We start from the raw sequence: 22,155 nt of genomic DNA on the forward strand, positions 1-22,155 counted from the left end.
GGCCGCATGCTGACCATCACCCCGATCTACGCCGCGTTGATCGCATTTCTGTACGTCGCACTCAGCGTGAATGTCATTCGGCAACGCCGGGTGGGCAAAATATCGGTCGGGGATCATGGCGACAAGGCCATGATCAAGGCAATGCGAACGCATGCGAACTGCGCCGAATACGCTCCCTTTGCTTTGCTGCTTATCGCCATGGTCGAACTGCAAGATGCTGGCGGCTGGCTTGTGAACCTGCTGGGGATGTTACTTTTGGCGGGCAGGCTTCTGCACGCTTATGGTTTTGGCAAGACCCCACAGATCATCATCCTGCGCCAGATCGGAATGGGTCTGACCTTTACGGCCATATTGCTGGCGGCCATGGCGAATCTTGTTCTGGCTGTATGAGAACGTTTAGCCCGTCAAAACCTGCGTCTCGATCAAAGGAGCATGCGGGAGGCTAGGCTGCGCCTCTGCCAGTGTTTCATCGCTCTGACTGTAGATCACGGTGGTAAGAACAATCAGCGCCGCCAATGCCGCCATTTTAATGTCTGCAATATCTTTCATTTCCTCTGCCCAATCCCTTATTTCGTTCATTGCTATATCTCTTGAACACCGCAGCCCCGAATTTCCGTCGAAAGATTTTTTGCTGTTTTTTGTGTTTTTCCGCTTGCAGCCTCGTGTGGGAATTTATACATCCCTCCTCACTCAACGGCGCGGGCGTAGCTCAGGGGTAGAGCATAACCTTGCCAAGGTTAGGGTCGGGCGTTCGAATCGCCTCGCCCGCTCCATTGAGAGGTCTTCGGACCATATAAGTATCTGATGCGGGCGTAGCTCAGGGGTAGAGCATAACCTTGCCAAGGTTAGGGTCGGGCGTTCGAATCGCCTCGCCCGCTCCAGATACCAAACTCTCCGAACATGCTGGCTCTTTCGCGATTGCTGCGGCATCTTTGTTGCACATGAAATTACGACGGAGATGCGGGTATGTCCGATTACGTCATTCGCGCCTTAACAGCAGACGAACTTCAAACCGCTGTAGATTGGGCGGGACAGGAAGGCTGGAACCCCGGGCTGCACGACGCGGTCTGTTTTCGCAGTTCGGACCCCGAAGGATTCAAGGGCGGTTTCCTGGACGGCCAGATGATCGCGTCCGCTTCCGCCGTGAACTACGATGATGCCTACGCGTTCCTAGGCTTCTACATCGTGCGACCCGAGTTTCGCGGCTCGGGATACGGATTGCAGGTCGCCGAAGCGGTCAAGGCACATTGCCAGGATCGTAACATGGGCATGGATGGTGTGGTCGAACAGCAGGACAACTATCGGAAATTCGGCTTTGAACTGGCGTATGACAATTATCGATTCGCGGGCACCGTCGGCGGCATCCTGGATGCCTTGGGTCGCGTGGAGGACACTCGGGTTCGTCCAATCAACGCACTAACCGATGATCTAAAGTCGTATGACCGAGGCCTGTTCCCCGCCGCGCGCGACACGTTCTTGCGCGGCTGGTTGGAGGCACCCAGCCACGTTTCGCGGGTGTTTGAGGAAAATGGGCGGATCAAAGGCTATGCAACGTTGCGGCGCTGCCTGAGCGGGTACAAGGTCGGGCCTCTGTTTGCCAACAATCCACAAATCGCGCAGGCGCTTTTGGTTTCCCTTCTGACGACGCTACCCGCCGATCAGGCAAAGGCCGAGGTATTCATCGACAAGCCTAATCCAAACGCACAAGCCATGGAATTGGCCAAACAGTTGGGGCTGACCAAGGTATTTGAAACGGGGCGCATGTATTCCAGTCACGCGCCAGACATCGACCTTGAACGGATATATGGCATCACGACATTCGAACTCGGCTAGAATGCCTTGAACGTCATCGTGGTCAGCGAGCGTTCGATATTGGGAATCACAAGCAGGTTTTCGTTGATGAAATGGCCCACATCCTCGGTTTCGGGGATATAGAGCTTCAGCAGCAGGTCGTATTCGCCGCTTGTGGAATACAGTTCGGAATGGATTTCACGCAGCGCGATCTCTTCGGCCACTTTGTAGGTGGTACCGGGTTTGCAACGGATCTGGATGAAAACGCAGGTGGACATGGGCCGGGCCTTGTTGGTTCGTGTTGCCCGCAGGCTGGCACGGGCCGCGTCCGGGTGCAATCCCCTGCAACAGTTTGCGACGAAGGCTTAAAGCGGTCTGGATAGGCCGTTCATCCGGGTCTATAAGCGCGCCTGTAGCAAAAGGAATTCGCCCATGCGCAGCGCTAAGATCAGCCGTCAGACCGCCGAAACCGAGATTTCGGTCGAGGTCAATCTGGACGGCACCGGCCAGTATGACAACCAGACCGGCGTCGGGTTCTTTGACCACATGCTGGACCAGTTGGCGCGCCATTCGCTGATCGACATGACGATCCGGGCCAAGGGTGATTATCACATCGACGACCACCACACGGTCGAGGATACCGGAATCGCGCTGGGTCAGGCGCTGACGCAGGCGCTAGGGGACAAGAAGGGTATTCGCCGCTATGGCGAGTGCCATCTGCCCATGGATGACGCACAAGTACGCTGTGCGCTGGACTTGTCGGCTCGTCCGTTCCTGATCTGGAATGTGGACCTGCCGACGCAAAAGATCGGCACGTTCGACACCGAGCTGGTGCGCGAGTTCTTTCAGGCGCTCAGCACCCATGGCGGGATCACCCTGCATATTGATCAGTTGCATGGCTTCAACAGCCACCACATTGCCGAGGCCGCTTTCAAGGCCGTTGCCCGTGCTTTGCGCGATGCGGTCGAAACCGACCCACGCAAGGCGGATGCGATTCCCTCGACTAAGGGCGCGCTGTAGATGCTGACAGCCATCATTGACTACGAGAGCGGTAACCTGCACTCGGCGGAGAAGGCGTTTCAACGGATGGCCCGCGAACTGGATGCGGGCGAGGTCGTCGTGACATCGGATGCAGATGTTGTCGCGCGGGCTGATCGATTGGTTCTGCCCGGTGATGGCGCTTTCCCGGCATGCGCCGCCGAGTTGCGCGGCCACAAAGGCATCTATGACTCTATGGTTGAAGCCGTTGAACAGAAAGGCCGCCCGTTTCTGGGCATCTGCGTCGGAATGCAGCTGATGGCGACCAAGGGTCATGAATACGCTGAGACCGACGGTCTGGGCTGGGTCGCCGGTGATGTTGTGAAGATCGAGCCCTCGGACAGCGCGCTCAAGGTGCCACATATGGGCTGGAACGATCTGGTTCTGGAAAGCGACCATCCGGTCTTTGAAGGGATAAAATCAGGCGATCACGCCTATTTTGTGCACTCCTACCACTTCCGGGTGATGGATCCGACGCAACGGTTGGCCTATGTGGACTACGGGCAAGAGGTCACGGCCGTGATTGGCCGCGACACTATGGTTGGGATGCAGTTTCACCCTGAGAAAAGCCAAGACGTTGGCCTGCGGATGATCGGCAATTTCCTGACCTGGAAGCCCTGAGATTTACTGAACCCGTGTCCAGACCTGACCTCGGCAGACCAGACCCCCAACGGCACATCCCTTAACGGTCAGTTTGTTCTGGCTGTCCAGCGTCATTTTCGAGCTATAGGTTTTGTCGCGATCCGGGGCCCAGATTTTGCCGTCGTCATAGCTGCCGTTGCCCTCGGGGATCATGTCCCAGATGATCTGCTTGCCAAGGTTTTCGTACTCCAGCTGTTGGTTGCCTTGAGCATCAAATGCGCTGTCGATAGTTCCGCAGATGGCGCTGCCACATTCCGAAATCGACACATGCAAATAGCCGCCCGTATCGCCCGGAGCGGTCTTCCACAGCCCGTCTACTGGATCGGCAGCAAAGGCGGTGGTGGCCATCGCAGCGAAGACCGCTGCAAGAGAATATGTCTTCATGGTTATCTCCCTGTCTTTCCGGTCAGTCTGACCTGCCGTTCGGCACCGGGCAAGAATGACTTAGCGTCGCGTTGCGCCCCTGCCCTGCCTGTGCGATATCCCGCGCGTGTAACAGTGATATAGGGCCGCCCGACATGATCCTCTACCCCGCCATCGATCTGAAAGACGGCAACGCCGTGCGCCTGCTGCGTGGTGAAATGGATAAGGCGACGGTCTTTAACGAAGACCCTGCTGCGCAGGCCCGCGCCTTTGTCGAGGCTGGTTGCGAGTGGCTGCATCTGGTTGATCTGAACGGTGCTTTTGCCGGGGAGCCTGTTAATGCGGCACCCGTTGAGGCAATTCTGAAAGCCTGTGATGTGCCCGCTCAGCTGGGTGGTGGTATCCGGGACATGGCCACAATCGAGACCTGGATCGAAAAAGGTCTGGCGCGGGTGATTCTGGGCACCGTTGCAGTCGAAAACCCAGATCTGGTGCGCGAAGCTGCCAAAGCCTTCCCGGGCAAGGTAGCCGTCGGTATAGATGCACGAAACGGCATGGTTGCCACCAAGGGCTGGGCCGAAGAGACCGACGTACAGGTCACCGATCTGGCGCACAGTTTCGAGGACGCTGGCGTGGCAGCGATCATCTATACAGACATCAACCGCGACGGTGCGATGCAGGGTCCGAATATCGAAGCCACGGCGGCGCTCGCGCAGGCGGTTTCGATTCCGGTAATTGCCTCGGGCGGCGTCAGCTCACTGGACGACCTGATCGCCCTGCGTGATTGTGGCGTCGAGTTGAACGGCGCGATCTCTGGCCGCGCGCTATATGATGGCGCGATTGACCTAAAAGAGGCCATTCGCGCCCTGAACTGAGTTATTGAGCAGCGGCGGCGGTCAGTTTCGCCAAAGCGCCGCGCATCTTTTCGATGATGGGGGATTTCTCTACTTCGTCGAGCTCGTCCATCGTCTCTTTCGGATCTTCATAAGCCAGCCAGACCTGTCCGTTTGCGTCTTCGTAGGCCTGCACCTTCAGCGGCAAGAACAGCCCCGCGCGCGGGTCGATCTGCATGGCGGGAGTGCCCAGAGCAGGGTTGCCGAAAATCAGCACCTGATTGGCCGGGATTGGCGTTCCGACCTTTTCCGCCCCCGCCGCGTGATCCACGCGGGCAAACACGGTGGCGCCCGCATTACCCACGGCGGCTTCCAGCGCGTCCAGCGCCTCGGCCACGGATTTGTTGGTTTCCACTTTGATGATGTCGTCAGCCATGGCGGACAGGGCGCCTCCGAATGTGAGAATTGAAGCCAAAAGAAGTTGTCGCATCTGGGTAATCCTTTTCATAAATTTCACCCCTAATTTCCATGGCTTCGCGACAGATCACAATCACAAGTCTGGCATCGGCGGGGCTTTGCCGGTACAGGTGCCCCGAGCAAAGGAAAGCCCATGCTGAAAACCCGCATCATTCCCTGTTTGGATGTCGCCGATGGCCGTGTGGTCAAAGGTGTGAATTTCGTTGGCCTGCGCGATGCCGGTGACCCCGTGGAATCGGCCAAGGCATACGACGCCGCCGGAGCGGATGAGATCTGCTTTCTGGACATTCATGCGACGCATGAGAACCGCGGCACGATGTTCGATGTGGTCCAACGCACGGCAGAGCAGTGCTTTGTGCCTCTGACTGTAGGTGGTGGCGTGCGCACCAAAGATGACGTGCGGGCCCTGTTGCTGGCGGGGGCTGATAAGGTCAGCTTTAACTCGGCCGCCGTCGCGAATCCGGACGTCATCGCCGAAGCAGCGGATCAGTTCGGCAGCCAATGCATTGTCTGCGCCATTGACGCCAAGACCGTCAGCCCCGGCAAGTGGGAGATTTTCACCCATGGCGGGCGCAAGCCAACAGGCATCGACGCGGTTGAATTTGCCAAAACCGTTGTCGCCAAGGGCGCGGGGGAAATCCTGCTAACCTCGATGGATCGCGATGGTACCAAGGCCGGGTTCAACCTGCCTCTGACCCGCGCGATCAGTGACGCGGTGGAAGTGCCGGTGATCGCCAGCGGGGGCGTGGGCAATCTGGACCATCTTGTCGAAGGTGTGACTAAAGGTGGGGCCAGCGCGGTGCTTGCCGCCTCGATCTTCCATTTCGGCGAATACACCATCCACGAGGCCAAAGAGCATATGGCCGCCGCTGGCATTCCGATGAGGCTGACATGAGCATTCTGCACGATCTGGCGGCTACGATTGAAGCCCGTAAAGGGGCAGACCCAGACAGCAGCTGGACCGCCAAGCTGTTGGCCAAAGGTCCCGAGAAATGTGCCGAGAAATTCGGCGAAGAAGCCATTGAGGCAATCATCGAAGCCGCCAAAGGGGACAGGGAAAAACTGACCTCCGAGGCGGCTGATGTGCTTTATCACCTGCTAGTGATGCTGGCTGCGCGCGATGTTGCGCTGGATGATGTGCTGGGCGAACTGGCCCGTCGACAGGGCACCAGCGGCATCACGGAAAAGGCATCCCGACCAAAAGACTAAGCGGGTTTCGTGCGATGACCCGGCCCGCTATACTGCGGCTTCGGGTGCATTGAGGCAAAGGACGCGCAGATGATCAGAGCTTTGGTGTTCGCGGCAGCGCTTGCCACCCTCGCCGCCTGTGCCACCCCTCCCCCGTCTTCCGGAGATGAGGTCCAGCGGCTGGCGGCTGAAATCCAAAGCCTCGGCCCCGATATCGACCCGGAAGAGGCCACCCGCGCCGCCCGCATCGCCTATGCCTATACTGCGCAACTGGCGCAGGAATACGAGATCACCGACCCTCCGCTTATCCACAACGCCAAGGTCAACAAGGGTCTGCGTCCGCGTGGTCTGTGCTGGCACTGGGCTGAAGATATTGAGCGGCGACTGGATCAGGAGCAGTTCCGCACTCTGGAAATGCACCGCGCCATCGCCAACGCGGATAACCCGTTCCGCATCGACCACAGCACTGCCATTATCAGCCGCAAGGGAGAGAGCATGTACGAAGGCGTCGTCTTGGATCCCTGGCGCTATGGCGGAGTGCTATTCTGGTCGCCCCTGGTTGAGGACACCCGTTACGAGTGGGTTCCACGCGAAGTGGTTCTGGAAAAGCGGCGACAGGAACAAGCATCCAGCCTGTGAGACTGAGCTTCTGCGGGCAGCGATCGAAGCGCCACAGCGACCCGACGAAAGCGTTACCCGTCGCGCCCAGGCTCGTTTGGATTGCTGGAAAACAGCGCGATTTTGTTGCCCTGAGGATCGCGCAGATAGCCGACATAGAAATTCGGACCATACGAGGCGCGAAAGCCCGGCTGGCCTTCGTCAGACCCGCCTGCGGCAAGCGCAGCGGCGTGAAGGTCGCGAACCTGCTGTTGGGTGCGCGCCTCAAACGCCACCATGGACCCGTTGCCAGCCGAAGCCGCGCCTCCATCAAAGGGTGATTTTACATAGAACTCGGGCTGAACCGGGGATTGCCCCGGCGGCACTGGCAGCGCATAGCTCAAGTCTCCGTGATACCGCTCCAACGCATAACCAAGGGCGGGCAGGAACGCCGAATAAAACCGCTCGGCACGCGTGATATCGTCAACACCAACAGTCACATAAGCAATCATTCCGCATGGTCCTGTCTTATTGGTTTGCTGAATGGGTATAGGTCAATTGGACCTCCCCCTCAACAAATGCACCATTTCTGTTCAATTCAGGCCGGGACGTAGACACAAACGTCAGGGCCGTCACAGCTTGGACGAAATCACTCCAGTCGCAAACCCACCCATACGCAGTTCGCCAAACAAGCGCTGATATTCGATCTTGGGGCAGCGGTTCATGACTACGTCGATATCGCGGGCCTGCGCTTTAGCAGCGGCCTCGGCATGTTCAACTCCGATCTGCATCCAGATGGTGCGCAAGTCGGGAAACGCATCCAGCGCCTCGTCGACAATGGGTGGCACGGCCTCGGAGCGGCGAAAGATGTCAACCATATCGACGGGCTCGGGAATATCGGACAGCGAAGCCTGCACCGTCTGGCCAAACAGCATCTTGCCTGCATGGCCCGGATTGACCGGAATCACCCGATATCCCTTGAGCGACAGATACCGCGCCACGTAATAGCTGGGCCGCACCGGGTTCATTGAAACCCCAACCACCGCAACCACTTTGGTGCGCCTAAGGATTTGGGTCAGAACATCGTCGGAGTAGTCATTCATGAGCACACCATAAGCAAGCGCATGCAAAGAAAAAAGCGCCCAGGAAACTCCTGAGCGCCAGTTGTTGGAACGAGGGACAGTGAAATGACCCGCGGCAGTTCCATTCCGCGGTCACTGTGACATTTAAGCATGAGTTTTCTAAAAAAAAGAGGTCGCGCGCATTTTTGTGATGACACTTCACAAAAGGCGGAATGCCGCCGAATGAAACCGTGCGCATTTCCTTCGGCGATCATGGTCAGAACGGCTCGTTACATAAGCCGCGCGCCGATCTAAAGCCAAGAGCAATAGGCTTTATTGGTAAAGAACCGCAGGCCAATGCCCCTCGGCCTCGCGGATGTAATTGGTGACATCGCGTTCCCAGATACGTTCGATCGCTTCCGAGTGGGTCAGATATAACCGCCCATCCACAATCTGCCATGCCATGGGATCGGTACTGCTTAGCAGACCTTTCGCCATCGCATAGGCGCAGTAACCACCAAACTGCGGGGCATAGGCGCGCGGATTGCGTTCAAATCGATCGCGATTTTCCTCTGACGCAAACCGCCAAATCGCACCCTTCCACATCAGCGCTATGTCGGGCTGACCCAACTCTGGTGCTCCAGCCTTGAAATAAGAAACCGCATCATAGCCTGAGACCGCCATCCCATCGTCCACGTAGAACATGGGCATTTCCTGCGCACCGACGACAGAGGCAAACGGGGTACAAGAGAGACTGATCAAGAAGGAACGTCGAGACAACATAGGTGATTCACTGGATTGCGGTTAGAGGGCTTCAAGATGCATATTTCAAACCGTATCTGAAACCCCCATGACGCCGATGTGAACTGGCGTGCGGTTGTTAATCGAAAACGTCTTCGATCACGTCCCAGGCTTCGTCCAACACCTTTGAGAACAGACCCCGCTTTTTCTTCTTTTTGTATTTTTTGTGCTTCTGTGCCGGCTGGTAACTTTTGATCGGCCGATCTGCCAGTTTGGCTTTTGGCACCATCTTGAGATTATGCAGGGGTGCGCCACAGCTTGCGCAACTCAGCTCGTGCTGTTGCTTTCCCCGAAGAACCAATGCGGCACGGGTACCGCAATAGCAGCAGGTGGCAATTTTATGTGGAGTGGATATGGGGGCCTCCTGTCATCTGGGTTTGGATGCATATAGTGCGATAGCCGCGGCATTTGAGACGTTTAGAGAACCAAATCCCCCCGCCGCGTCAATTTTTACCAAATGATCGACGGTTTCCTTGGTTTTCTGACGCAACCCGGGCCCCTCAGCCCCCAGCACCAGCGCCACCGGGCGATCACGCTTGTCGCCCAGCGTGGCTTCTATCGTCTGTTCGGCCTCACCATCCAGACCCAGGACTAAATACCCCATGTTCTGCAGCTCGATGATCGTATCGGCCAAATTGCGCACGCGTAGATAGGGTTGTCGTTCCAACGCGCCGCTGGCAGTTTTTGCCAAAGCGCCGGTCTCGGGCGCTGAATGGTGGCGGGTGCCAATGACGGCGCTGGCGCCCAGCACTTCTGCCGAGCGTAGAATCGCCCCGACGTTGTGTGGGTCTGTCACCCGGTCCAGCAGCAGCACACGTGGGTTTTCCTGCCCAATACAATTCTCGGCAAGCCCACCCCATTCCAGCGGCTTGACCTCAAGTGCCGCGCCCTGATGAACCGATCCCGGATCAATCGGTGCGGTGAATTTTCGCGGATCAACCATCTCGGGTACAATCTCCGCAAATTCAATAGCTTCCAGCAGTTTGTCGCGGGCATTGCGCGTCACAATCAGGCGCAGCTTCTGCCGTTTCGGGTTCATCAGCGCGTCGCGTACGGCGTGTAGACCGAACAGCCAGACGGTTTCTGCCGCAGCCGCTTTGCGCGCCTGTTCCTTCTCAACGACCCACTTTGGTTTCTTCATGATACGGGCCTCCGGGCCGGGAATTCGGTTTCCTGCGTCAAAGCGGTATTTTCCTGTTGACGCCCTTTAGACGCGCTAGTAATCACGCCTCCACGTCAGGTGCAACGCCTGACAGTGGGCGACAGGCCGCAAGGTGTGGCAGGGGACTGTAACTCCCTCGCGGAGACGCACGCCTGGTTCGATTCCAGGGTCGCCCACCACTTACTCACCGAAAAAATTGAGCCATTCGTTCGGGCCGATATCTGGGTGATAGCAACGTTCGATGTCAACTTCCATGGTCCCGGCGCTATTGCGATACAGGTCCAAATGACAGCGACATCTCTTCGTTGTTGTCAAAGCGGTATGGCGCAACCAAGGTTTTCACCTGTGCTGGGTCGACGTCCTTCGGGGCATTTCGAGCCGATTCCCAAACCCGAAGAGCAGCATTTGGCGCGCGCGGGTCCCGATCGCTGTAAACAGGATAATCGGGCGCAAAATAGGCCATGTTTCCGGAAATCCAATTGTCAGCAACAATTGCATTTTCGGGCGCTGTTTGCGCGATTACCTCAGAGGTCAAAGTAGCGAAAGGGGCCGCGCGTTTGGCATCCCCTGCCAGATTGTGATGCAGCATCGCCAGTCCAATAAACACCGCCAGAACGGCGCTGACCTGGGCAAATCGCCTTACGCCTTTACGACCTGCACTCGGTAACAACCACAAACACAGCACGGGACCGGCATAAATCAATATCGGTTGCAGCCAGCGATCCTTTACGTTGGTGCTTCCGCTCACAAGCACTACAGCCGCCATAAGTAACAACGCCCAGACCAGAGTACGCGTCATCAATCGCCACAGATCATCGCCTTTGGCGGCCACCCCTTGCCTGAGATAGATCGACCAAAGGACGCCCAGTACGATCAGCAAGAGCGATACAAACCCAGCCGACGCCAAGGCCAGCTCAACCAAGCCTTGCAGCGCGATCAATGTGGTTGGGCCATCGCTGCTCATGTCCAACTTGCGCGCGCTTGCAAATGCGTGTTCGGGATTGTTCAGAACCCATAGCATCGGTGGTGTGACAAGCAATGCGGCGACACCCAACGAAAGCAGCAGTCGAGGCGACCAGAGAGGCTTGCGCGTCTCAGATGCACTGAAAGCCGCCAGCAACATGGCCAGCAGCGCGATCGCATAGTTGTATTTTGACAAACTTCCCATTGCCACGACTACGCCCAGCAAGACGAATCCCCAAGTCGTCGGTTTGCGAATTAGCCCCCAAATCATCGCGAAGGTCAGAACCGAGCAGAGATTGGCCAGAACGGTATGCGTCAGCGCGCGTTGCGCCTCCCAACTAAACTGATAGAGCATCAGAAGTGACAGGACCGACAGCCCTGCCCACAGTGGCGCATGACGGGTTCGTATGGTCAGGTACAGCGTGACAACCGTCGCCAGAAGCATCCCGTTCTTCAGCAGTGACAGCCCTAATATGCCGGGACCGGTTATCTGAAAGATGCCCCATTGCAGCCATGCATAAAGTGGCAGTTGCGGACCGTAGCCCCATTCCAAGCGGCGCGCATCAAGAAGTATCTCAGCCTCATCCAGACCAAGCGCGCCGCCGGTTGCAACTCGCAATACGACATGAAGCAGAAAGTAAGCCGTTACTATGCTTAACCAGAAGCGATCTGTCGACATCAACCCATCGAGACGGGATTGCTTTGCTGCCGGGTCATCGACTCCGCAAGCGGCTTCCAGAGATCGCTCATCTGAGGCGCACTGATCTTCGATCATGGATAAGCCCATTTCGTCGGCACTCGCCCAGGATATCTGGCCGCCGGATTGCAACTTTGACCGAAGCTAGACCCGATGTGTGGGCTCAAGTCCACCATTTTTGCGGCAGTTGGGCGCGTGAAACAATGCGCGCGGCTCAGCAGATGGATGCCTGGGCTTCAGCCGCCAGATGCCGCGGCGGGTTGAACGTCAGTTTGGGATATTTTGTCAAACCACTCAGTCAGGCTGCTGACATCGGGGCCAAGCGCCTCGGCTATGCCGCCGGCGAATTCCTGAAACTTTTCAATGTTCAATTTATTGACGCCCACCAAGACGGGAATCTCACGCTCTAGTGCGTCGGCGATAATTGGGCGAAAGCCCCGCCCGTCCGCCTCGTGCTTTCCGAACTTGTTGATGATCAGCAATTGAGGGCCATCCTCAAGCGACCGCGTCACGAGGCCGACGGCCCGTTCCAATTCAGCCGGATCCAGACGGCAACCCCGAGCGTTCTTGCCAAGGGATTGTGAGATGCGAATGGTTTCCCCGGTCGGCAAGACTTTCAGATCCATATCGCATTTATATCCGTCGGCACATTCGGTGTTGGTCTGCACAACCCCGGCAATCGGTGTTCCGACCAGCACAAGACCATCCGCAAATTCGCTAAGCAGGCGGTCAGTCGCACCGCGATCGGTTGTCGTTACATAGGCCAGATGCATTTTTTGGACCTCAGATTTCAGTCGATGACGTTTCAGATAGCACGCGCCGGCTTGTCCGACCACCTTCATCCATTAAGGCAATGGAGAAAGCCCGATCACAGATGCGTGCAGGTGGAGGAGAACCGCGTAAGAAGCCAAAGCAGTCAACCAGACCCAAAGGCTGGGCCAAGGGCGGGGCGCGCTGAGTGACAGGCGCGCCGTATTGCGGGAAAGGCGTACCCATTCCGTCCCCAAATTGCGCGCGGTGCGGTGATCAATGAGCGCCATGCCCATCGCCGCAAAGCCAGCAAACAAGCCGAACAAGATGACATGCGACAGGCTTCCATTGGCCAACAGATGTGCCAAAGCCCATAGCATCAACGCCGCAAGTATCGGATGACGCGTCGTGTGCAGGATTCCAGGGTTTTCGGGATCGAACGGACGGTGCCCCAGCCCTCCGAATGAGAACGGGTTCCGGATCGACAGGCCCGCAATGGCCAACCAGCAGACTATAGGCATGACCAGCAAAGGCACCCAGCGAAAGATTGGAAGCGGCGGGATTACTTCGACATAGGGCGCATTTGCGGCGGCGATGATCAACCAGGCCAAAACTGCTAGAGAAATCATTGAATAGCTGGCGAAATATGCGCGCTTTCCCATCGTACCGATCAGCCAGCCGCGCACTGCTGGGCGTGCTGGAATCATGTGGCTAAGTAGGAATGTGGCAAGTGCAGCAAGGAAAAGGCCCCAACCAGTCATCGTAATCTCCGAACGTGTTGCGCCCGGTTTAGGCCGTGACAGCGCGCTGGTCTTTGTCCGAAATCAAGTGAGGGCAAAGGGGCGGTTACCCGCCCCTGCCCTGTCTTACAGGCCCAGCGCCTTGCGGCGTTCCTCGGCAAAACCCTGCACCATACGATCAGCGATCAGTGCTAAAATCGCCATGGCGGCACCGGCCGAGATGCCAAGCCCCACATCCGCCTGCCCCAGCGCCAGATAAATCGACTGGCCCAGACCGGTTGTCCCGATCAGTGCCGCTATCACCAGCATGGCGAAGGCATAGAGGATGGTCTGGTTCAGCCCCAGTAGGATGGTCGGTGCGGCATAGGGCGCGCGGACGTCGCGCATGATCTGCCACTCGGTCGCGCCGCTGGAGATTGCGGCTTCCATCATTTCCTCGGGTGTGTTGACCAGCCCGTGTCGCGTGTAGCGGATCATCGGGACGATGGCGTAGGCGCAGATCGCTAGGAAGGCCGAGAACTCACCGATCTGAAACACCATCAGAACCGGGATCAGGAACACAAACAGTGGGATCGTCTGCAGCATATCACAGATCGGGCGAACCACTTTCCAGACCGGTCCCCAAACTGCACTGGCAAGACCGATCATCCCTCCGACCACTGCGCAGGAAAACACTGCGGCACCGCTGAGGTAGAGCGACAGGAGTGCCCGCTCCCACAGGCCTGAAACGAGGATGGTACACAGCAGCCCAACCGACAGCGCCGCAAGACGCCAGCCACCCGCGACCCAACCCAGCGCAGCCGCGCCCGTCAGGACAAACGGCCAAGGCAGGTTTGATATGCCGGTTTCCAGCATTCCGATCAGGATAAGAACGATCAGACCGCCGGTCAGATGCCCGCGCCATGCCATCAGCAGAGCGATAGCCGCACCGGCGGCGAACAGACCCCAGCTCATGCTCGGGGTCCACTGGAACCCCCAGGTGAACGGTAGTACAGCCTGGTCCAGACCGATCCGCAAGGGCAACAACACATAGAACAGAGAGTTGTTCTTGAGTGCGTCCAGCCAAGGCCCGTTAGCCTGCGTAAATGAGGTCAGGCCGATGTCAATCGCCTCGGCCATCGGGTCCAGAACTGTAAGGCCAGACGGGTTCGGCAACCGGGACCAGAAGGCAGCGGTAAATAGCACTGCAAAGCCCAGCATCGCCCAGACAACGCGGCTGTCATATCGCTTGCGCTCGGTCGCCAAAGTGCCGCTCATCCTGTCGATGATCACTGCGAAGACAACGATGACCAGACCGGCCATGAGGGATTCACCAAACTGCGCCTTGCGCATGGTTAACAGAACTTCCCAGCCGATGTCGTTGAAGCCACCGATGACGGCGGCGATGATCACCATCGACAGGGCGGCCATCAGGCATTGGTTCACACCAACCATGATCTGAGTCGTGGCAGCAGGAATTTCGACCTGAAAGAGCTGCTGCCAGCGCGTCCCGCCGGACATGATCGCAGCTTCTTTGATTTCGGGCTCTACCCGTTCCAGCCCCAGCATAACGTTGCGAGCCATAGGTGGCGCGGCGTAGATGGCCGAAGCGATCAGGCCGACCACCGGACCGAAGCCAAACAGAAGCAGCAGCGGCGTCAGATAGGCAAAGGTCGGCACCGTTTGCATGATGTCCAGTACTGCCTGAACAAAGGCCTTCACACGTGGCACTTCATTGGCAAGAATACCGATAGCCCCGCCCATAATCAGCGCCACGGGGACAGATACGGCGACAAGGGCCAGCGTATTCATGCTCTCGGCCCAATAGCCTGAAGCCAGAACGAAGCTGAGGCCAAAGAACCCCAGCGCCGCCATCGGCAGACCGCCCAGATACCAACCCAGCGCAGTGACGACCCCAATCAAGATCGGCCAGGGCGTGCTGCCAAGCACGTAGTTTGCAGCATTCATCGGATAAGTCATCAGGTCCGAAAACAGCCGCATCGCCGGTTTAATGCCATTCAGAAACCAGTCGAGAAACGCACCAACCCATTGTGTTGCAGGCAGTTCCCATTCTTTGGGCCATGTGACCAGCCATGGGGCGACGCCTTCTAGCGCAAGGCAAACCGCGCCAACGACAAGGGTAATCAGCGCGGCCTGCGTCCCAGCCGTCAGGCGGGCCTGCCGCGCGGGGATATCCGTCACAGCGGTCATGCTTCATCCACCTGCAGGGCTGCGGCGAGATCGGACGGATGAACCGTACCGACAATATTGCCGTCTGCATCGCGGACAGGAACGGGTTCATACAGCTCCATGCAATGTGCGAGCGCCGCGTCGAGCGTCATGGATGTGGTCAAGCCCGGATCATCCGGTCCACGATCAGCATCATCACGCATGACCGAAGCAACCTTGGCATGCTGGCCTTTGGCCACGTCCTTAGAAAATTCGCGCACGTAGTCGTCTACCGGACGCAGCACGATATCCGTCGGCGTGCCGATCTGAACGATTTTGCCATCGCGCATAATGGCGATGCGGTCGGCCAGTTTCAGCGCCTCTTGAATGTCGTGAGTGATAAAGACGATGGATTTCTTCAACGTCGCCTGGATGCGTAGGAATTCATCCTGCAGCTGGCGGCGGATCAAAGGATCAAGGGCCGAGAACGGCTCGTCCAGAAACCAGATATCGGGATTCACCGCAAGGCTGCGCGCGATCCCTACGCGTTGGCGTTGACCACCCGAAAGCTGCCGGGGAAAGCTATCTTCGCGGCCTTCCAAGCCGACCAGCGAGATTACTTCCTGCGCACGCGCCAAACGTTCCTTTTTACCGACGCCTTGCACACGCAGCGGATAAGCCACGTTTTCGGCCACGGTCATATGAGGGAACAGGCCAAAATGCTGGAAAACCATGCCCAGCTTCTTGCGCCTTAGTTCAGTCAGGGTCCTCTTTGATGCACCGATGACATTCTCGCCATCCACACGGATCTCGCCGCCCGTACCGGGCAGAAGTTGCGAAATGCAACGAATCAGCGTCGATTTGCCCGAGCCGGACAGGCCCATGATGACAAAAAGCTCGCCTTCTTTGACCTCGAAATTGGCATCCTGAACGGCGGGGATAAACCCCTGTTCGCGCAAATCGGTGGCGGCTTTGTCAGCGTCACTCCCTGACCGAGACAGCGCGTCGGTCAGAGCTTTGTCGGCACCTTGGCCAAACACCTGCCAGAGATTCTGGCAGGCGATGGCTGGCGTATTCGCTTCAGTCACTTAAGCGGACTCACTGCGTTGCCGCGTCAACGACGGGGCGCCATTTGTCTTCATTCTCGGCCATCCATGCCGCGACGACTTCTTCGACCGCGCCACCATCTACGTCGATCGCCCCCATCATTGGCTGCTGGTCTTCGACCGAAAGCTGATAGTTAGTCAGGATTTCATAGGCAGCGGGCCACTTGTCTGCCATGCCGCTCCAACCGGCCTTGAAGATACGTGACGGCGAGAAATCGCAATCATTCACTGCGTTGGGGTTCGGGCCCCAAGACGGATCGTTAAAGCACGCCTCTTCGCCTGCAGGCAGTTCGACAAACTGTACGTCATATGCCGACATCGCCCAATGTGGCTGCCAGAAGGTGATCAGCAACGGCGACTTGCGCTCGGTTGAGGCGCGCAATTCGGCGATCAAAGCGCCCTCGGAACCCGCGGGGACCGCTTTGAACGGCAATTCAAGACCGGTCATACGATCCGCGCCGGGCGTACCCCAATCCGCTGGGTAATCGACCAGACGGCCACCGGGCAGAGTTTCAGCCGTAGCAAAAACTTGCGCACACTCTTTCAGCGCTTCCCACGCAGGCAGGCCCGGGCACAGCTCCGCTACATGTGCCGGGTAGGCAATGCCTTCCTTGGCATCAAGCCCCAGATCGCCGATTTCAACAACGGTGCCTTCGTCGATCTTCTTGGCGTATTCGTCGGACACGTTGGACGACCAGATTTCCAATGTCGCGTCAATGTCCCCATCGGCCAACGCCTGGAACTGATTCATCATCCCGGCGGTCACGTATTCTACGTTATAACCGGCGGCCTTCAGCATCTCACCTGCCACATGGGTGGTCACATGTTGACCGGTCCATTCGTTGATCGCCAGCTTGATCGGTTCATCGACCGCGCCCATATCTGCGGCATGGGCCGCCCCGGCCACTGCGATAGCCAAAAAGCTTACGCTTAGCTTTTTCATAACAACAACTCCCTGTTTTTTACGTTTGCCCCATGGCGATATCGAGCCCGCCCAGGATCATTTGTGGTCACAGCACATTTCGCAACATGCACAAGTTTAGCCGAAAAAGGAAAGGGAACAGTTGTTCCGGGTCCGACGCGCTTCATCTAGCGTTAAACCACGACCCATCCCTGCTGCTCCACTCGGCAATACACACACTTAACACCGTCAGTTCGGAACCGTCAAAGATATTGATTGACTAGTCAATATAAAACACGCGCTTCATCTCAAGATCTGATTTGCCTTGTCAAATCTTCTTAATAAGGCAGCATCTGGATAAGGGAGGGTCTGGGAGATGCGTCACTTTGAAAAGATCTACCAGATATCGGCTGATCGCCACGGCGGCCCCGCCGAACTGGAAAGCAAGCTAAGCAAGCCTAAACCAATCGCCGAATTGGTGGCGATGTCAGATGATCGCTGGTTATCGCTTATTACGAAAACCGTGTTCCAGGCAGGGTTTAACTGGAAAGTGATCGAATCGAAGTGGGACGGATTCGAAACGGCATTTGACGGCTTCGACATTGGACGCTGCGCATTCATGGATGACGAGAAATTCGACGCACTGCTGCAGGACACCCGCATTGTCCGCAACGGAACCAAGATTGCCACAGTGCGCGACAATGCCGCGTTTCTGCTGGAACTCCGCGCGGAAGGTGGCGTCGGGCAAATTCTGGGCGGGTGGCCATCACAGGATTATGTCGGCTTGCTACAGATGCTCGCCAAGCGCGGATCGCGGCTTGGCGGTGCTTCGGCGCAGTATGCTATGCGATTTGCCGGTCGGGACAGCTTTATTCTGTCCCAAGATGTAACAGCTCGTCTGATCGCTGAGGGCGTTATCGACAAACCTGCAACCTCCAAAAAAGCAATGGCCGCGGTGCAGGCCGCGTTCAATACATGGATGGGACAATCCGGGCGATCGCTGACGGAAATCAGCCGGGTTCTGGCGATGAGCCTTTGAAAACGACTTGCAGCGCCGAGCTGCCGCATTAGGCTTAATGCCATGATCCGCCCCCTGTTGATTTCATTGCTGTTTCTATTTGTAGCCTGTGGTCGACCTCTAACCGATCACGAGCGCGCATTTGTCAGTAAAATCCACGGTGACACATTGAATCTGGATCGTGTGCGATTGGTAGAGGGTGCCCCCGTCGCAGCGGTTACATTTACCCGCAAAGCCCGCCCTCGGGTTGCCTGCCGTGAACGAATCTTACCACCTGTCAAAGAGGAAACCGTGACCGGCAAACCCGCGGGCGTTGCGCTGTTCAATCATGTATACTTCACGAAGGACTGGTATCTGGACGACTACATGAGCCAGTACCCCGATCAGGTGAACCTGATCGGGGCAATGTTGCTTGCGCATGAATTAACCCATGTCTGGCAGTGGCAAAATCGCAAGACAACTGGTTATCACCCGTTCCGCGCTGCGGCAGAGCATGGCCGGAAGGACGATCCTTACCTGTTCGACCTTGATACTTCGCCCGATTTTCTGGCCTATGGCTACGAACAGCAGGGCGCCATCGTCGAGGAATATGTTTGCTGCCGGGCGCTCGACCCCGACGCACCTCGAACCAAGCGTCTGCACGATATGCTAAGCGCCCAATTTGAAGTCTCGAAATTGCCCGGTAGCAGGCGCGAAAGCTCCGTCCTGATACCCTGGGCGGGCGCAGAGATTAATGGCATCTGTCGCTGAGCTTGTTAGTTTACTTGCAGGGTCTTCAGGTAAGCCACTAGATCCACGATTGGCTTGCTGGTCAGGATTGGCTGCCCTTCCGGCGTTTTGATCGCGGTGTCGTTACCTTCGAAATAGGGGCCATAAACCGGCATCGGGCTGCCATGGCTGACCAACGGTTCGCGCCCGTCAATCCGCGCCACGACGCGCGCTGTCGGAAATACACCATTTGCATCGGCCAGCGTTCTCAGGTTTGTCGGCTGGATCACCAGCACCCCGGCCATTGGCCCATGCCCCGTTGCATCCAGCCCATGACAGGTAGCGCAATAGTGCTGATACAGCTCGGCCCCGGTTTCCACGTCCTGAGCTGAAGAGGCCTGTGGTATCATGGTAAGTACTGTCAGCGCGCCCGCGCCAAGTATTGATCGGATCATCACTTTTCTCCCTCCTGCCTGGCAAATCGAGACTTGCCGGGAGTTCACGCTGGCGCAATGATCCAGATCAACGAAATAGGCGCAGGGACAAAAGGCAATGACACAATACGCAGCCATCATGCTGGCCGCCGGAATCGGCGTTCCCATCCTCGCCGCTCTGAATGCAGCCTTGGGCAGGTTGATCGGCTCACCCAATGCGGCCGCCGTCGTCCTGTTCGCGATCGCCTTTGTCGCTTCAGCGCTGGCGCTGTTGGTACTCGGTGGATCCGATGCCTTTGCCAAACTCACCCAAGCCCCCAAACATCTGCTGCTGGGCGGCGTATTAATCGCCTTCTATGTGCTATCAATCACCCATGTGGCCCCACATTTTGGCGTGGGCAATGCGGTGTTTTTCGTCTTGCTCGGCCAGTTGATCAGCACAGCTGCGATTGACCATTTCGGTCTGTTCGGCGCTCAGGTTACGCCGCTGACATTAATGCGGGCCGGAGGCATTACGGTGATGGCAATCGGGGTCGCAATCACTCAGCTGGCCTGAGCACGCCACCCTCCAGCCGCAACATCCGGTCCATCCGCGCCGCCAGATCAAGGTTATGCGTCGCGATCAGCGCCGAAAGCCCCTCATCCCGGACCAGCGCCATAAGGGCCGCAAACACCTGATCCGAGGTATCGGGGTCCAGATTGCCGGTTGGCTCATCCGCCAGCAGCACACGTGGCTGATTTGCCAGTGCCCGGCAGAAGGCCACGCGCTGTTGTTCTCCGCCCGACAAGGCTGCTGGCCGGTGATCTGCGCGCGGAGCGACGCCAACGCGATCAAGTAACTGCATCGCACGGGCTTGCGCTGCTTTCTCGGAAGCACCGTTTGCCAGTTGCGGCAACACGATGTTCTCCAGCGCCGTAAACTCAGGCAACAGATGGTGGAACTGATAGACGAAGCCAACATCGCGCCGACGGATCGCTGTGCGCGTGCGATCCCCTTTGCCCGTCGCGCCCTGCCCTGCGACTTCGACTTCGCCGGTATCCGGGATATCCAGCAGGCCCGCGATATGCAGTAGGGTCGACTTGCCCGCCCCGGATGGCGCAACCAGTGCCACAGCCTCACCCGCGCGCAGCTCCAGATCGGCACCGCGCAGAACCTGCACCTCTCCTGGGGTGCCTTGCAGATAGGTCTTGGTCAGACCGCTGAGCCTCAAAGTCACATCACTCATAGCGCAGCGCCTCAACCGGGTTCAGCCGCGCTGCGCGACGAGCCGGGAAATAAGTGACAAGGAAAGACAGGCCAAGTGACAGCCCTATCGCTTTCATGACGTCAGACAGGTGCAATTCGGCGGGCAATGCGTAGATGCCGCGAATGGACGGGTCCCAGACGCCGCCACCCATGACGTAGTTCACGAAGGAAAAAATCGGATCGATATAGATAGCGAAGAGGCAGCCCAGTACGACGCCCATCGCTGTTCCGATGATTCCCGTAAAGGCCCCGCAAATGAAGAACACCCGCAGCACTGATCCTTCGCTGAGCCCGATGGTGCGTAAGATACCGATGTCGCGCCCTTTGTTCTTCACCAGCATGATCAACCCCGAGACGATGTTCATTGCTGCAATCAGCACGAGGATCGACAGGATGATGAACATCACATTGTCTTCGACCTCCAGCGCTCGCAGGAATCCTCCTGAGGCATCCTGCCAAGTCCATATCTGGCTGCGCTCACCTGCGGCCTCAAGGATCGGAATCAGGATCGGGGTCAGCTCTTCGGGGCGCTCGACCATCACTTCGATCTCGTCCGCCACGCCTTCACGGTTGAAAAAGCTTTGCGCCTCGGCAAACGGCATGTAGACGCGCGTGCGGTCGATGTCATAGCGCCCGGCAGAAAAGACATAGACCACCTCATAAGCGTTCACGCGGGGAGATGTGCCAAATGCGGTTTTGACACCGTTGGGCGAGGTCAGTTTGACCCGATCCCCCACCGTCGCCCCGATGGCCCGCGCCACCCCCGAGCCGATGGCGATGCCGTCCGGGAACCGTGACAGGTCACCATAGGCCTCTTCGCTTTCTGCAATACCGGGCAACCCGGCCAGATCGTCGGGACGAATGCCAAAGACCTGCACGCCTGAACTGCGGTCCGCATTGGTGATCAGCACCTGCCCTTTGACAAGCGGTGCTGCCCGTTCGGCCCCCGGCACCTGCGCGATCCGCTCGGCCATTCCATCGAAATCCGTGATGGTGCGGTCTAGCCGCCCCTGCGCATCGATTTCTCCGGCGGAATACACCGTGACATGTGCGTTGGCCCCAAGAATAGTGCCCACGAATTCTGACCGGAATCCGGACCGAACAGCCAGCGTCGCGATCAGAGCGAACACAGCGAGCGTAATCCCGATCAGCGAGATCCAGGTCATCACGCTAACGCCCCCTTCGGCCCTACGGGCACGGAGGTATCGCCAGGCGATTTTCCATTCGAAAGGGGCAAAGGGCGGGGGAGATTTGGCCATTCCTGCCTCGGGTTCAGATTTTTCGCGACCCTTTCGACATTTCGCCGGATGGTCAAGCCAGTTATCGTGCGGACACCGGTTCGGCGTTACTGCGCCCGATAAAGGGGCGAAAAGAACAGTTTGAAACGAATCATTTGCCCCAAGCGCCAACTCATCAGCGGCAGCGCGAGAAATCACTGGCCGCAAATTATACCAATGGTTGTGAACCCCTTCACAGACAAGGGCTTATTGT

The 22,155-nt window shown here is 57.7% G+C and carries 29 protein-coding genes and 3 tRNA genes; 14 read left to right on the forward strand and 18 right to left on the reverse strand.

Annotated features, from left to right (window positions below; translation table 11 throughout):
* Nucleotides 1-6: 6 nt before the first annotated feature.
* Nucleotides 7-390, forward strand: a complete 384-nt coding sequence (locus I5192_RS10120) for an MAPEG family protein (RefSeq protein ID WP_170401416.1) — start codon at nucleotides 7-9, stop codon at nucleotides 388-390.
* 6 nt (nucleotides 391-396) lie between these two features.
* Here I5192_RS10120 and I5192_RS10125 read toward each other — a convergent pair whose 3' ends face one another.
* Nucleotides 397-549, reverse strand: a complete 153-nt coding sequence (locus tag I5192_RS10125) for a hypothetical protein (RefSeq protein ID WP_170609401.1) — start codon at nucleotides 547-549, stop codon at nucleotides 397-399.
* 149 nt (nucleotides 550-698) lie between these two features.
* Here I5192_RS10125 and I5192_RS10130 point away from each other — a divergent pair.
* The 3 genes from I5192_RS10130 (at nucleotide 699) to I5192_RS10140 (ending at nucleotide 1,833) form a co-directional block, all read left to right on the forward strand.
* Nucleotides 699-773 (forward strand) — tRNA-Gly (locus I5192_RS10130).
* Between the two features lie 33 nt (nucleotides 774-806).
* Nucleotides 807-881 (forward strand) — tRNA-Gly (locus tag I5192_RS10135).
* Nucleotides 882-966: 85 nt separating this feature from the next.
* A complete protein-coding gene (locus I5192_RS10140; protein ID WP_223116787.1) occupies nucleotides 967-1,833 on the forward strand; it encodes a GNAT family N-acetyltransferase in 867 nt (288 codons plus the stop codon).
* On the opposite strand, the gene I5192_RS10145 is transcribed toward I5192_RS10140, so the two are convergent.
* Nucleotides 1,830-2,069 (reverse strand): Lrp/AsnC family transcriptional regulator, encoded by a 240-nt coding sequence (locus tag I5192_RS10145; protein WP_170325761.1) that lies wholly within the window; start codon nucleotides 2,067-2,069, stop codon nucleotides 1,830-1,832. The genes I5192_RS10140 and I5192_RS10145 overlap by 4 nt on opposite strands.
* 154 nt (nucleotides 2,070-2,223) lie before the next feature.
* Between I5192_RS10145 and hisB the strand changes: the two genes are divergently transcribed.
* Nucleotides 2,224-2,811 carry an imidazoleglycerol-phosphate dehydratase HisB gene (gene hisB, locus I5192_RS10150; RefSeq protein ID WP_170374919.1) on the forward strand — a complete coding sequence of 196 codons (588 nt, stop codon included), beginning with the start codon at nucleotides 2,224-2,226 and terminating at the stop codon, nucleotides 2,809-2,811.
* Nucleotides 2,812-3,450: an imidazole glycerol phosphate synthase subunit HisH gene (gene hisH, locus I5192_RS10155; RefSeq protein WP_223116788.1), complete on the forward strand. Its 639-nt coding sequence runs from the start codon at nucleotides 2,812-2,814 to the stop codon at nucleotides 3,448-3,450.
* Nucleotides 3,451-3,453: 3 nt separating this feature from the next.
* Here the strand turns inward: hisH and I5192_RS10160 are convergent, their stop codons facing one another.
* Complete coding sequence (locus I5192_RS10160) at nucleotides 3,454-3,855, reverse strand: DUF2147 domain-containing protein (RefSeq protein WP_170563813.1); 402 nt, start codon at nucleotides 3,853-3,855, stop codon at nucleotides 3,454-3,456.
* Nucleotides 3,856-3,989: 134 nt separating this feature from the next.
* Between I5192_RS10160 and hisA the strand changes: the two genes are divergently transcribed.
* The gene (gene hisA / locus I5192_RS10165; protein ID WP_170401433.1) at nucleotides 3,990-4,709 is read left to right on the forward strand and encodes a 1-(5-phosphoribosyl)-5-[(5-phosphoribosylamino)methylideneamino]imidazole-4-carboxamide isomerase; all 720 of its coding nucleotides are present in this window, start codon (nucleotides 3,990-3,992) and stop codon (nucleotides 4,707-4,709) included.
* Nucleotide 4,710: 1 nt separating this feature from the next.
* Here the strand turns inward: hisA and I5192_RS10170 are convergent, their stop codons facing one another.
* Entirely contained in the window at nucleotides 4,711-5,157 is a 447-nt protein-coding gene (locus I5192_RS10170; RefSeq protein ID WP_255611717.1) for a DUF302 domain-containing protein, read from the reverse strand.
* Between the two features lie 120 nt (nucleotides 5,158-5,277).
* On the opposite strand from I5192_RS10170, the gene hisF reads away from it, so the two are divergent.
* The 3 genes from hisF (at nucleotide 5,278) to I5192_RS10185 (ending at nucleotide 6,971) form a co-directional block, all read left to right on the forward strand.
* Nucleotides 5,278-6,039: an imidazole glycerol phosphate synthase subunit HisF gene (hisF, locus tag I5192_RS10175; protein ID WP_170392081.1), complete on the forward strand. Its 762-nt coding sequence runs from the start codon at nucleotides 5,278-5,280 to the stop codon at nucleotides 6,037-6,039.
* Nucleotides 6,036-6,353, forward strand: a complete 318-nt coding sequence (locus I5192_RS10180; RefSeq protein ID WP_223116789.1) for a phosphoribosyl-ATP diphosphatase — start codon at nucleotides 6,036-6,038, stop codon at nucleotides 6,351-6,353. The genes hisF and I5192_RS10180 overlap by 4 nt, the downstream gene beginning before the upstream one ends.
* 69 nt (nucleotides 6,354-6,422) lie before the next feature.
* A complete protein-coding gene (locus tag I5192_RS10185; protein ID WP_170661969.1) occupies nucleotides 6,423-6,971 on the forward strand; it encodes a hypothetical protein in 549 nt (182 codons plus the stop codon).
* A 53-nt stretch (nucleotides 6,972-7,024) separates the two neighbouring features.
* Here the strand turns inward: I5192_RS10185 and I5192_RS10190 are convergent, their stop codons facing one another.
* The 5 genes from I5192_RS10190 to rlmB all read right to left on the reverse strand — a co-directional run bounded on the left by I5192_RS10190 (nucleotide 7,025) and on the right by rlmB (nucleotide 9,932).
* Nucleotides 7,025-7,441 (reverse strand): VOC family protein, encoded by a 417-nt coding sequence (locus tag I5192_RS10190; RefSeq protein ID WP_170392087.1) that lies wholly within the window; start codon nucleotides 7,439-7,441, stop codon nucleotides 7,025-7,027.
* A gap of 120 nt (nucleotides 7,442-7,561) precedes the next feature.
* Nucleotides 7,562-8,032 (reverse strand): CoA-binding protein, encoded by a 471-nt coding sequence (locus I5192_RS10195; protein WP_170392089.1) that lies wholly within the window; start codon nucleotides 8,030-8,032, stop codon nucleotides 7,562-7,564.
* 291 nt (nucleotides 8,033-8,323) lie between these two features.
* Entirely contained in the window at nucleotides 8,324-8,695 is a 372-nt protein-coding gene (locus I5192_RS10200; RefSeq protein WP_255611718.1) for a YHS domain-containing (seleno)protein, read from the reverse strand.
* 175 nt (nucleotides 8,696-8,870) lie between these two features.
* Nucleotides 8,871-9,146 (reverse strand): hypothetical protein, encoded by a 276-nt coding sequence (locus I5192_RS22490; protein ID WP_255612144.1) that lies wholly within the window; start codon nucleotides 9,144-9,146, stop codon nucleotides 8,871-8,873.
* Between the two features lie 12 nt (nucleotides 9,147-9,158).
* Nucleotides 9,159-9,932 (reverse strand): 23S rRNA (guanosine(2251)-2'-O)-methyltransferase RlmB, encoded by a 774-nt coding sequence (rlmB, locus tag I5192_RS10205; RefSeq protein WP_170401451.1) that lies wholly within the window; start codon nucleotides 9,930-9,932, stop codon nucleotides 9,159-9,161.
* Nucleotides 9,933-10,048: 116 nt separating this feature from the next.
* Here rlmB and I5192_RS10210 point away from each other — a divergent pair.
* A tRNA-Tyr gene (locus I5192_RS10210) sits at nucleotides 10,049-10,132 on the forward strand.
* An 86-nt stretch (nucleotides 10,133-10,218) separates the two neighbouring features.
* On the opposite strand, the gene I5192_RS10215 is transcribed toward I5192_RS10210, so the two are convergent.
* From I5192_RS10215 to I5192_RS10240, 6 genes are all read right to left on the reverse strand, one after another.
* Nucleotides 10,219-11,691 carry a glycosyltransferase family 39 protein gene (locus I5192_RS10215; RefSeq protein WP_223116790.1) on the reverse strand — a complete coding sequence of 491 codons (1,473 nt, stop codon included), beginning with the start codon at nucleotides 11,689-11,691 and terminating at the stop codon, nucleotides 10,219-10,221.
* Nucleotides 11,692-11,849: 158 nt separating this feature from the next.
* Complete coding sequence (locus I5192_RS10220) at nucleotides 11,850-12,386, reverse strand: DUF2478 domain-containing protein (RefSeq protein WP_170625269.1); 537 nt, start codon at nucleotides 12,384-12,386, stop codon at nucleotides 11,850-11,852.
* A 72-nt stretch (nucleotides 12,387-12,458) separates the two neighbouring features.
* A complete protein-coding gene (locus I5192_RS10225; protein WP_223116791.1) occupies nucleotides 12,459-13,124 on the reverse strand; it encodes an NnrU family protein in 666 nt (221 codons plus the stop codon).
* A gap of 105 nt (nucleotides 13,125-13,229) precedes the next feature.
* Nucleotides 13,230-15,293: a proline/glycine betaine ABC transporter permease gene (locus I5192_RS10230; RefSeq protein WP_223116792.1), complete on the reverse strand. Its 2,064-nt coding sequence runs from the start codon at nucleotides 15,291-15,293 to the stop codon at nucleotides 13,230-13,232.
* Nucleotides 15,290-16,339: a glycine betaine/L-proline ABC transporter ATP-binding protein gene (locus tag I5192_RS10235; RefSeq protein WP_223116793.1), complete on the reverse strand. Its 1,050-nt coding sequence runs from the start codon at nucleotides 16,337-16,339 to the stop codon at nucleotides 15,290-15,292. The genes I5192_RS10230 and I5192_RS10235 overlap by 4 nt, the downstream gene beginning before the upstream one ends.
* A 10-nt stretch (nucleotides 16,340-16,349) precedes the next feature.
* Complete coding sequence (locus tag I5192_RS10240; RefSeq protein WP_170392106.1) at nucleotides 16,350-17,300, reverse strand: ABC transporter substrate-binding protein; 951 nt, start codon at nucleotides 17,298-17,300, stop codon at nucleotides 16,350-16,352.
* 334 nt (nucleotides 17,301-17,634) lie between these two features.
* Here I5192_RS10240 and I5192_RS10245 point away from each other — a divergent pair, with 334 nt between their 5' ends.
* Both I5192_RS10245 and I5192_RS10250 read left to right on the forward strand, forming a co-directional pair.
* Complete coding sequence (locus tag I5192_RS10245) at nucleotides 17,635-18,297, forward strand: DNA-3-methyladenine glycosylase I (RefSeq protein ID WP_170635993.1); 663 nt, start codon at nucleotides 17,635-17,637, stop codon at nucleotides 18,295-18,297.
* Nucleotides 18,298-18,339: 42 nt separating this feature from the next.
* Nucleotides 18,340-19,026: a hypothetical protein gene (locus tag I5192_RS10250; RefSeq protein WP_223116794.1), complete on the forward strand. Its 687-nt coding sequence runs from the start codon at nucleotides 18,340-18,342 to the stop codon at nucleotides 19,024-19,026.
* 5 nt (nucleotides 19,027-19,031) lie between these two features.
* On the opposite strand, the gene I5192_RS10255 is transcribed toward I5192_RS10250, so the two are convergent.
* Nucleotides 19,032-19,439, reverse strand: a complete 408-nt coding sequence (locus tag I5192_RS10255) for a cytochrome c (RefSeq protein WP_170392112.1) — start codon at nucleotides 19,437-19,439, stop codon at nucleotides 19,032-19,034.
* Nucleotides 19,440-19,536: 97 nt separating this feature from the next.
* Between I5192_RS10255 and I5192_RS10260 the strand changes: the two genes are divergently transcribed.
* Nucleotides 19,537-19,974 (forward strand): DMT family transporter, encoded by a 438-nt coding sequence (locus I5192_RS10260; RefSeq protein ID WP_170661955.1) that lies wholly within the window; start codon nucleotides 19,537-19,539, stop codon nucleotides 19,972-19,974.
* On the opposite strand, the gene I5192_RS10265 is transcribed toward I5192_RS10260, so the two are convergent.
* Both I5192_RS10265 and I5192_RS10270 read right to left on the reverse strand, forming a co-directional pair.
* Nucleotides 19,958-20,644 carry an ABC transporter ATP-binding protein gene (locus I5192_RS10265; protein ID WP_170392116.1) on the reverse strand — a complete coding sequence of 229 codons (687 nt, stop codon included), beginning with the start codon at nucleotides 20,642-20,644 and terminating at the stop codon, nucleotides 19,958-19,960. The two genes, I5192_RS10260 and I5192_RS10265, sit on opposite strands and share 17 nt — an antisense overlap.
* On the reverse strand, nucleotides 20,637-21,923 hold the full coding sequence (locus I5192_RS10270; RefSeq protein ID WP_223116795.1) for a lipoprotein-releasing ABC transporter permease subunit: 1,287 nt from the start codon (nucleotides 21,921-21,923) through the stop codon (nucleotides 20,637-20,639). The genes I5192_RS10265 and I5192_RS10270 overlap by 8 nt, the downstream gene beginning before the upstream one ends.
* Between the last annotated feature and the right edge of the window lie 232 nt (nucleotides 21,924-22,155).

Source organism: Ruegeria sp. SCSIO 43209, assembly GCF_019904295.1.
In the GTDB taxonomy this organism is placed as follows: Bacteria; Pseudomonadota; Alphaproteobacteria; order Rhodobacterales; family Rhodobacteraceae; genus Ruegeria.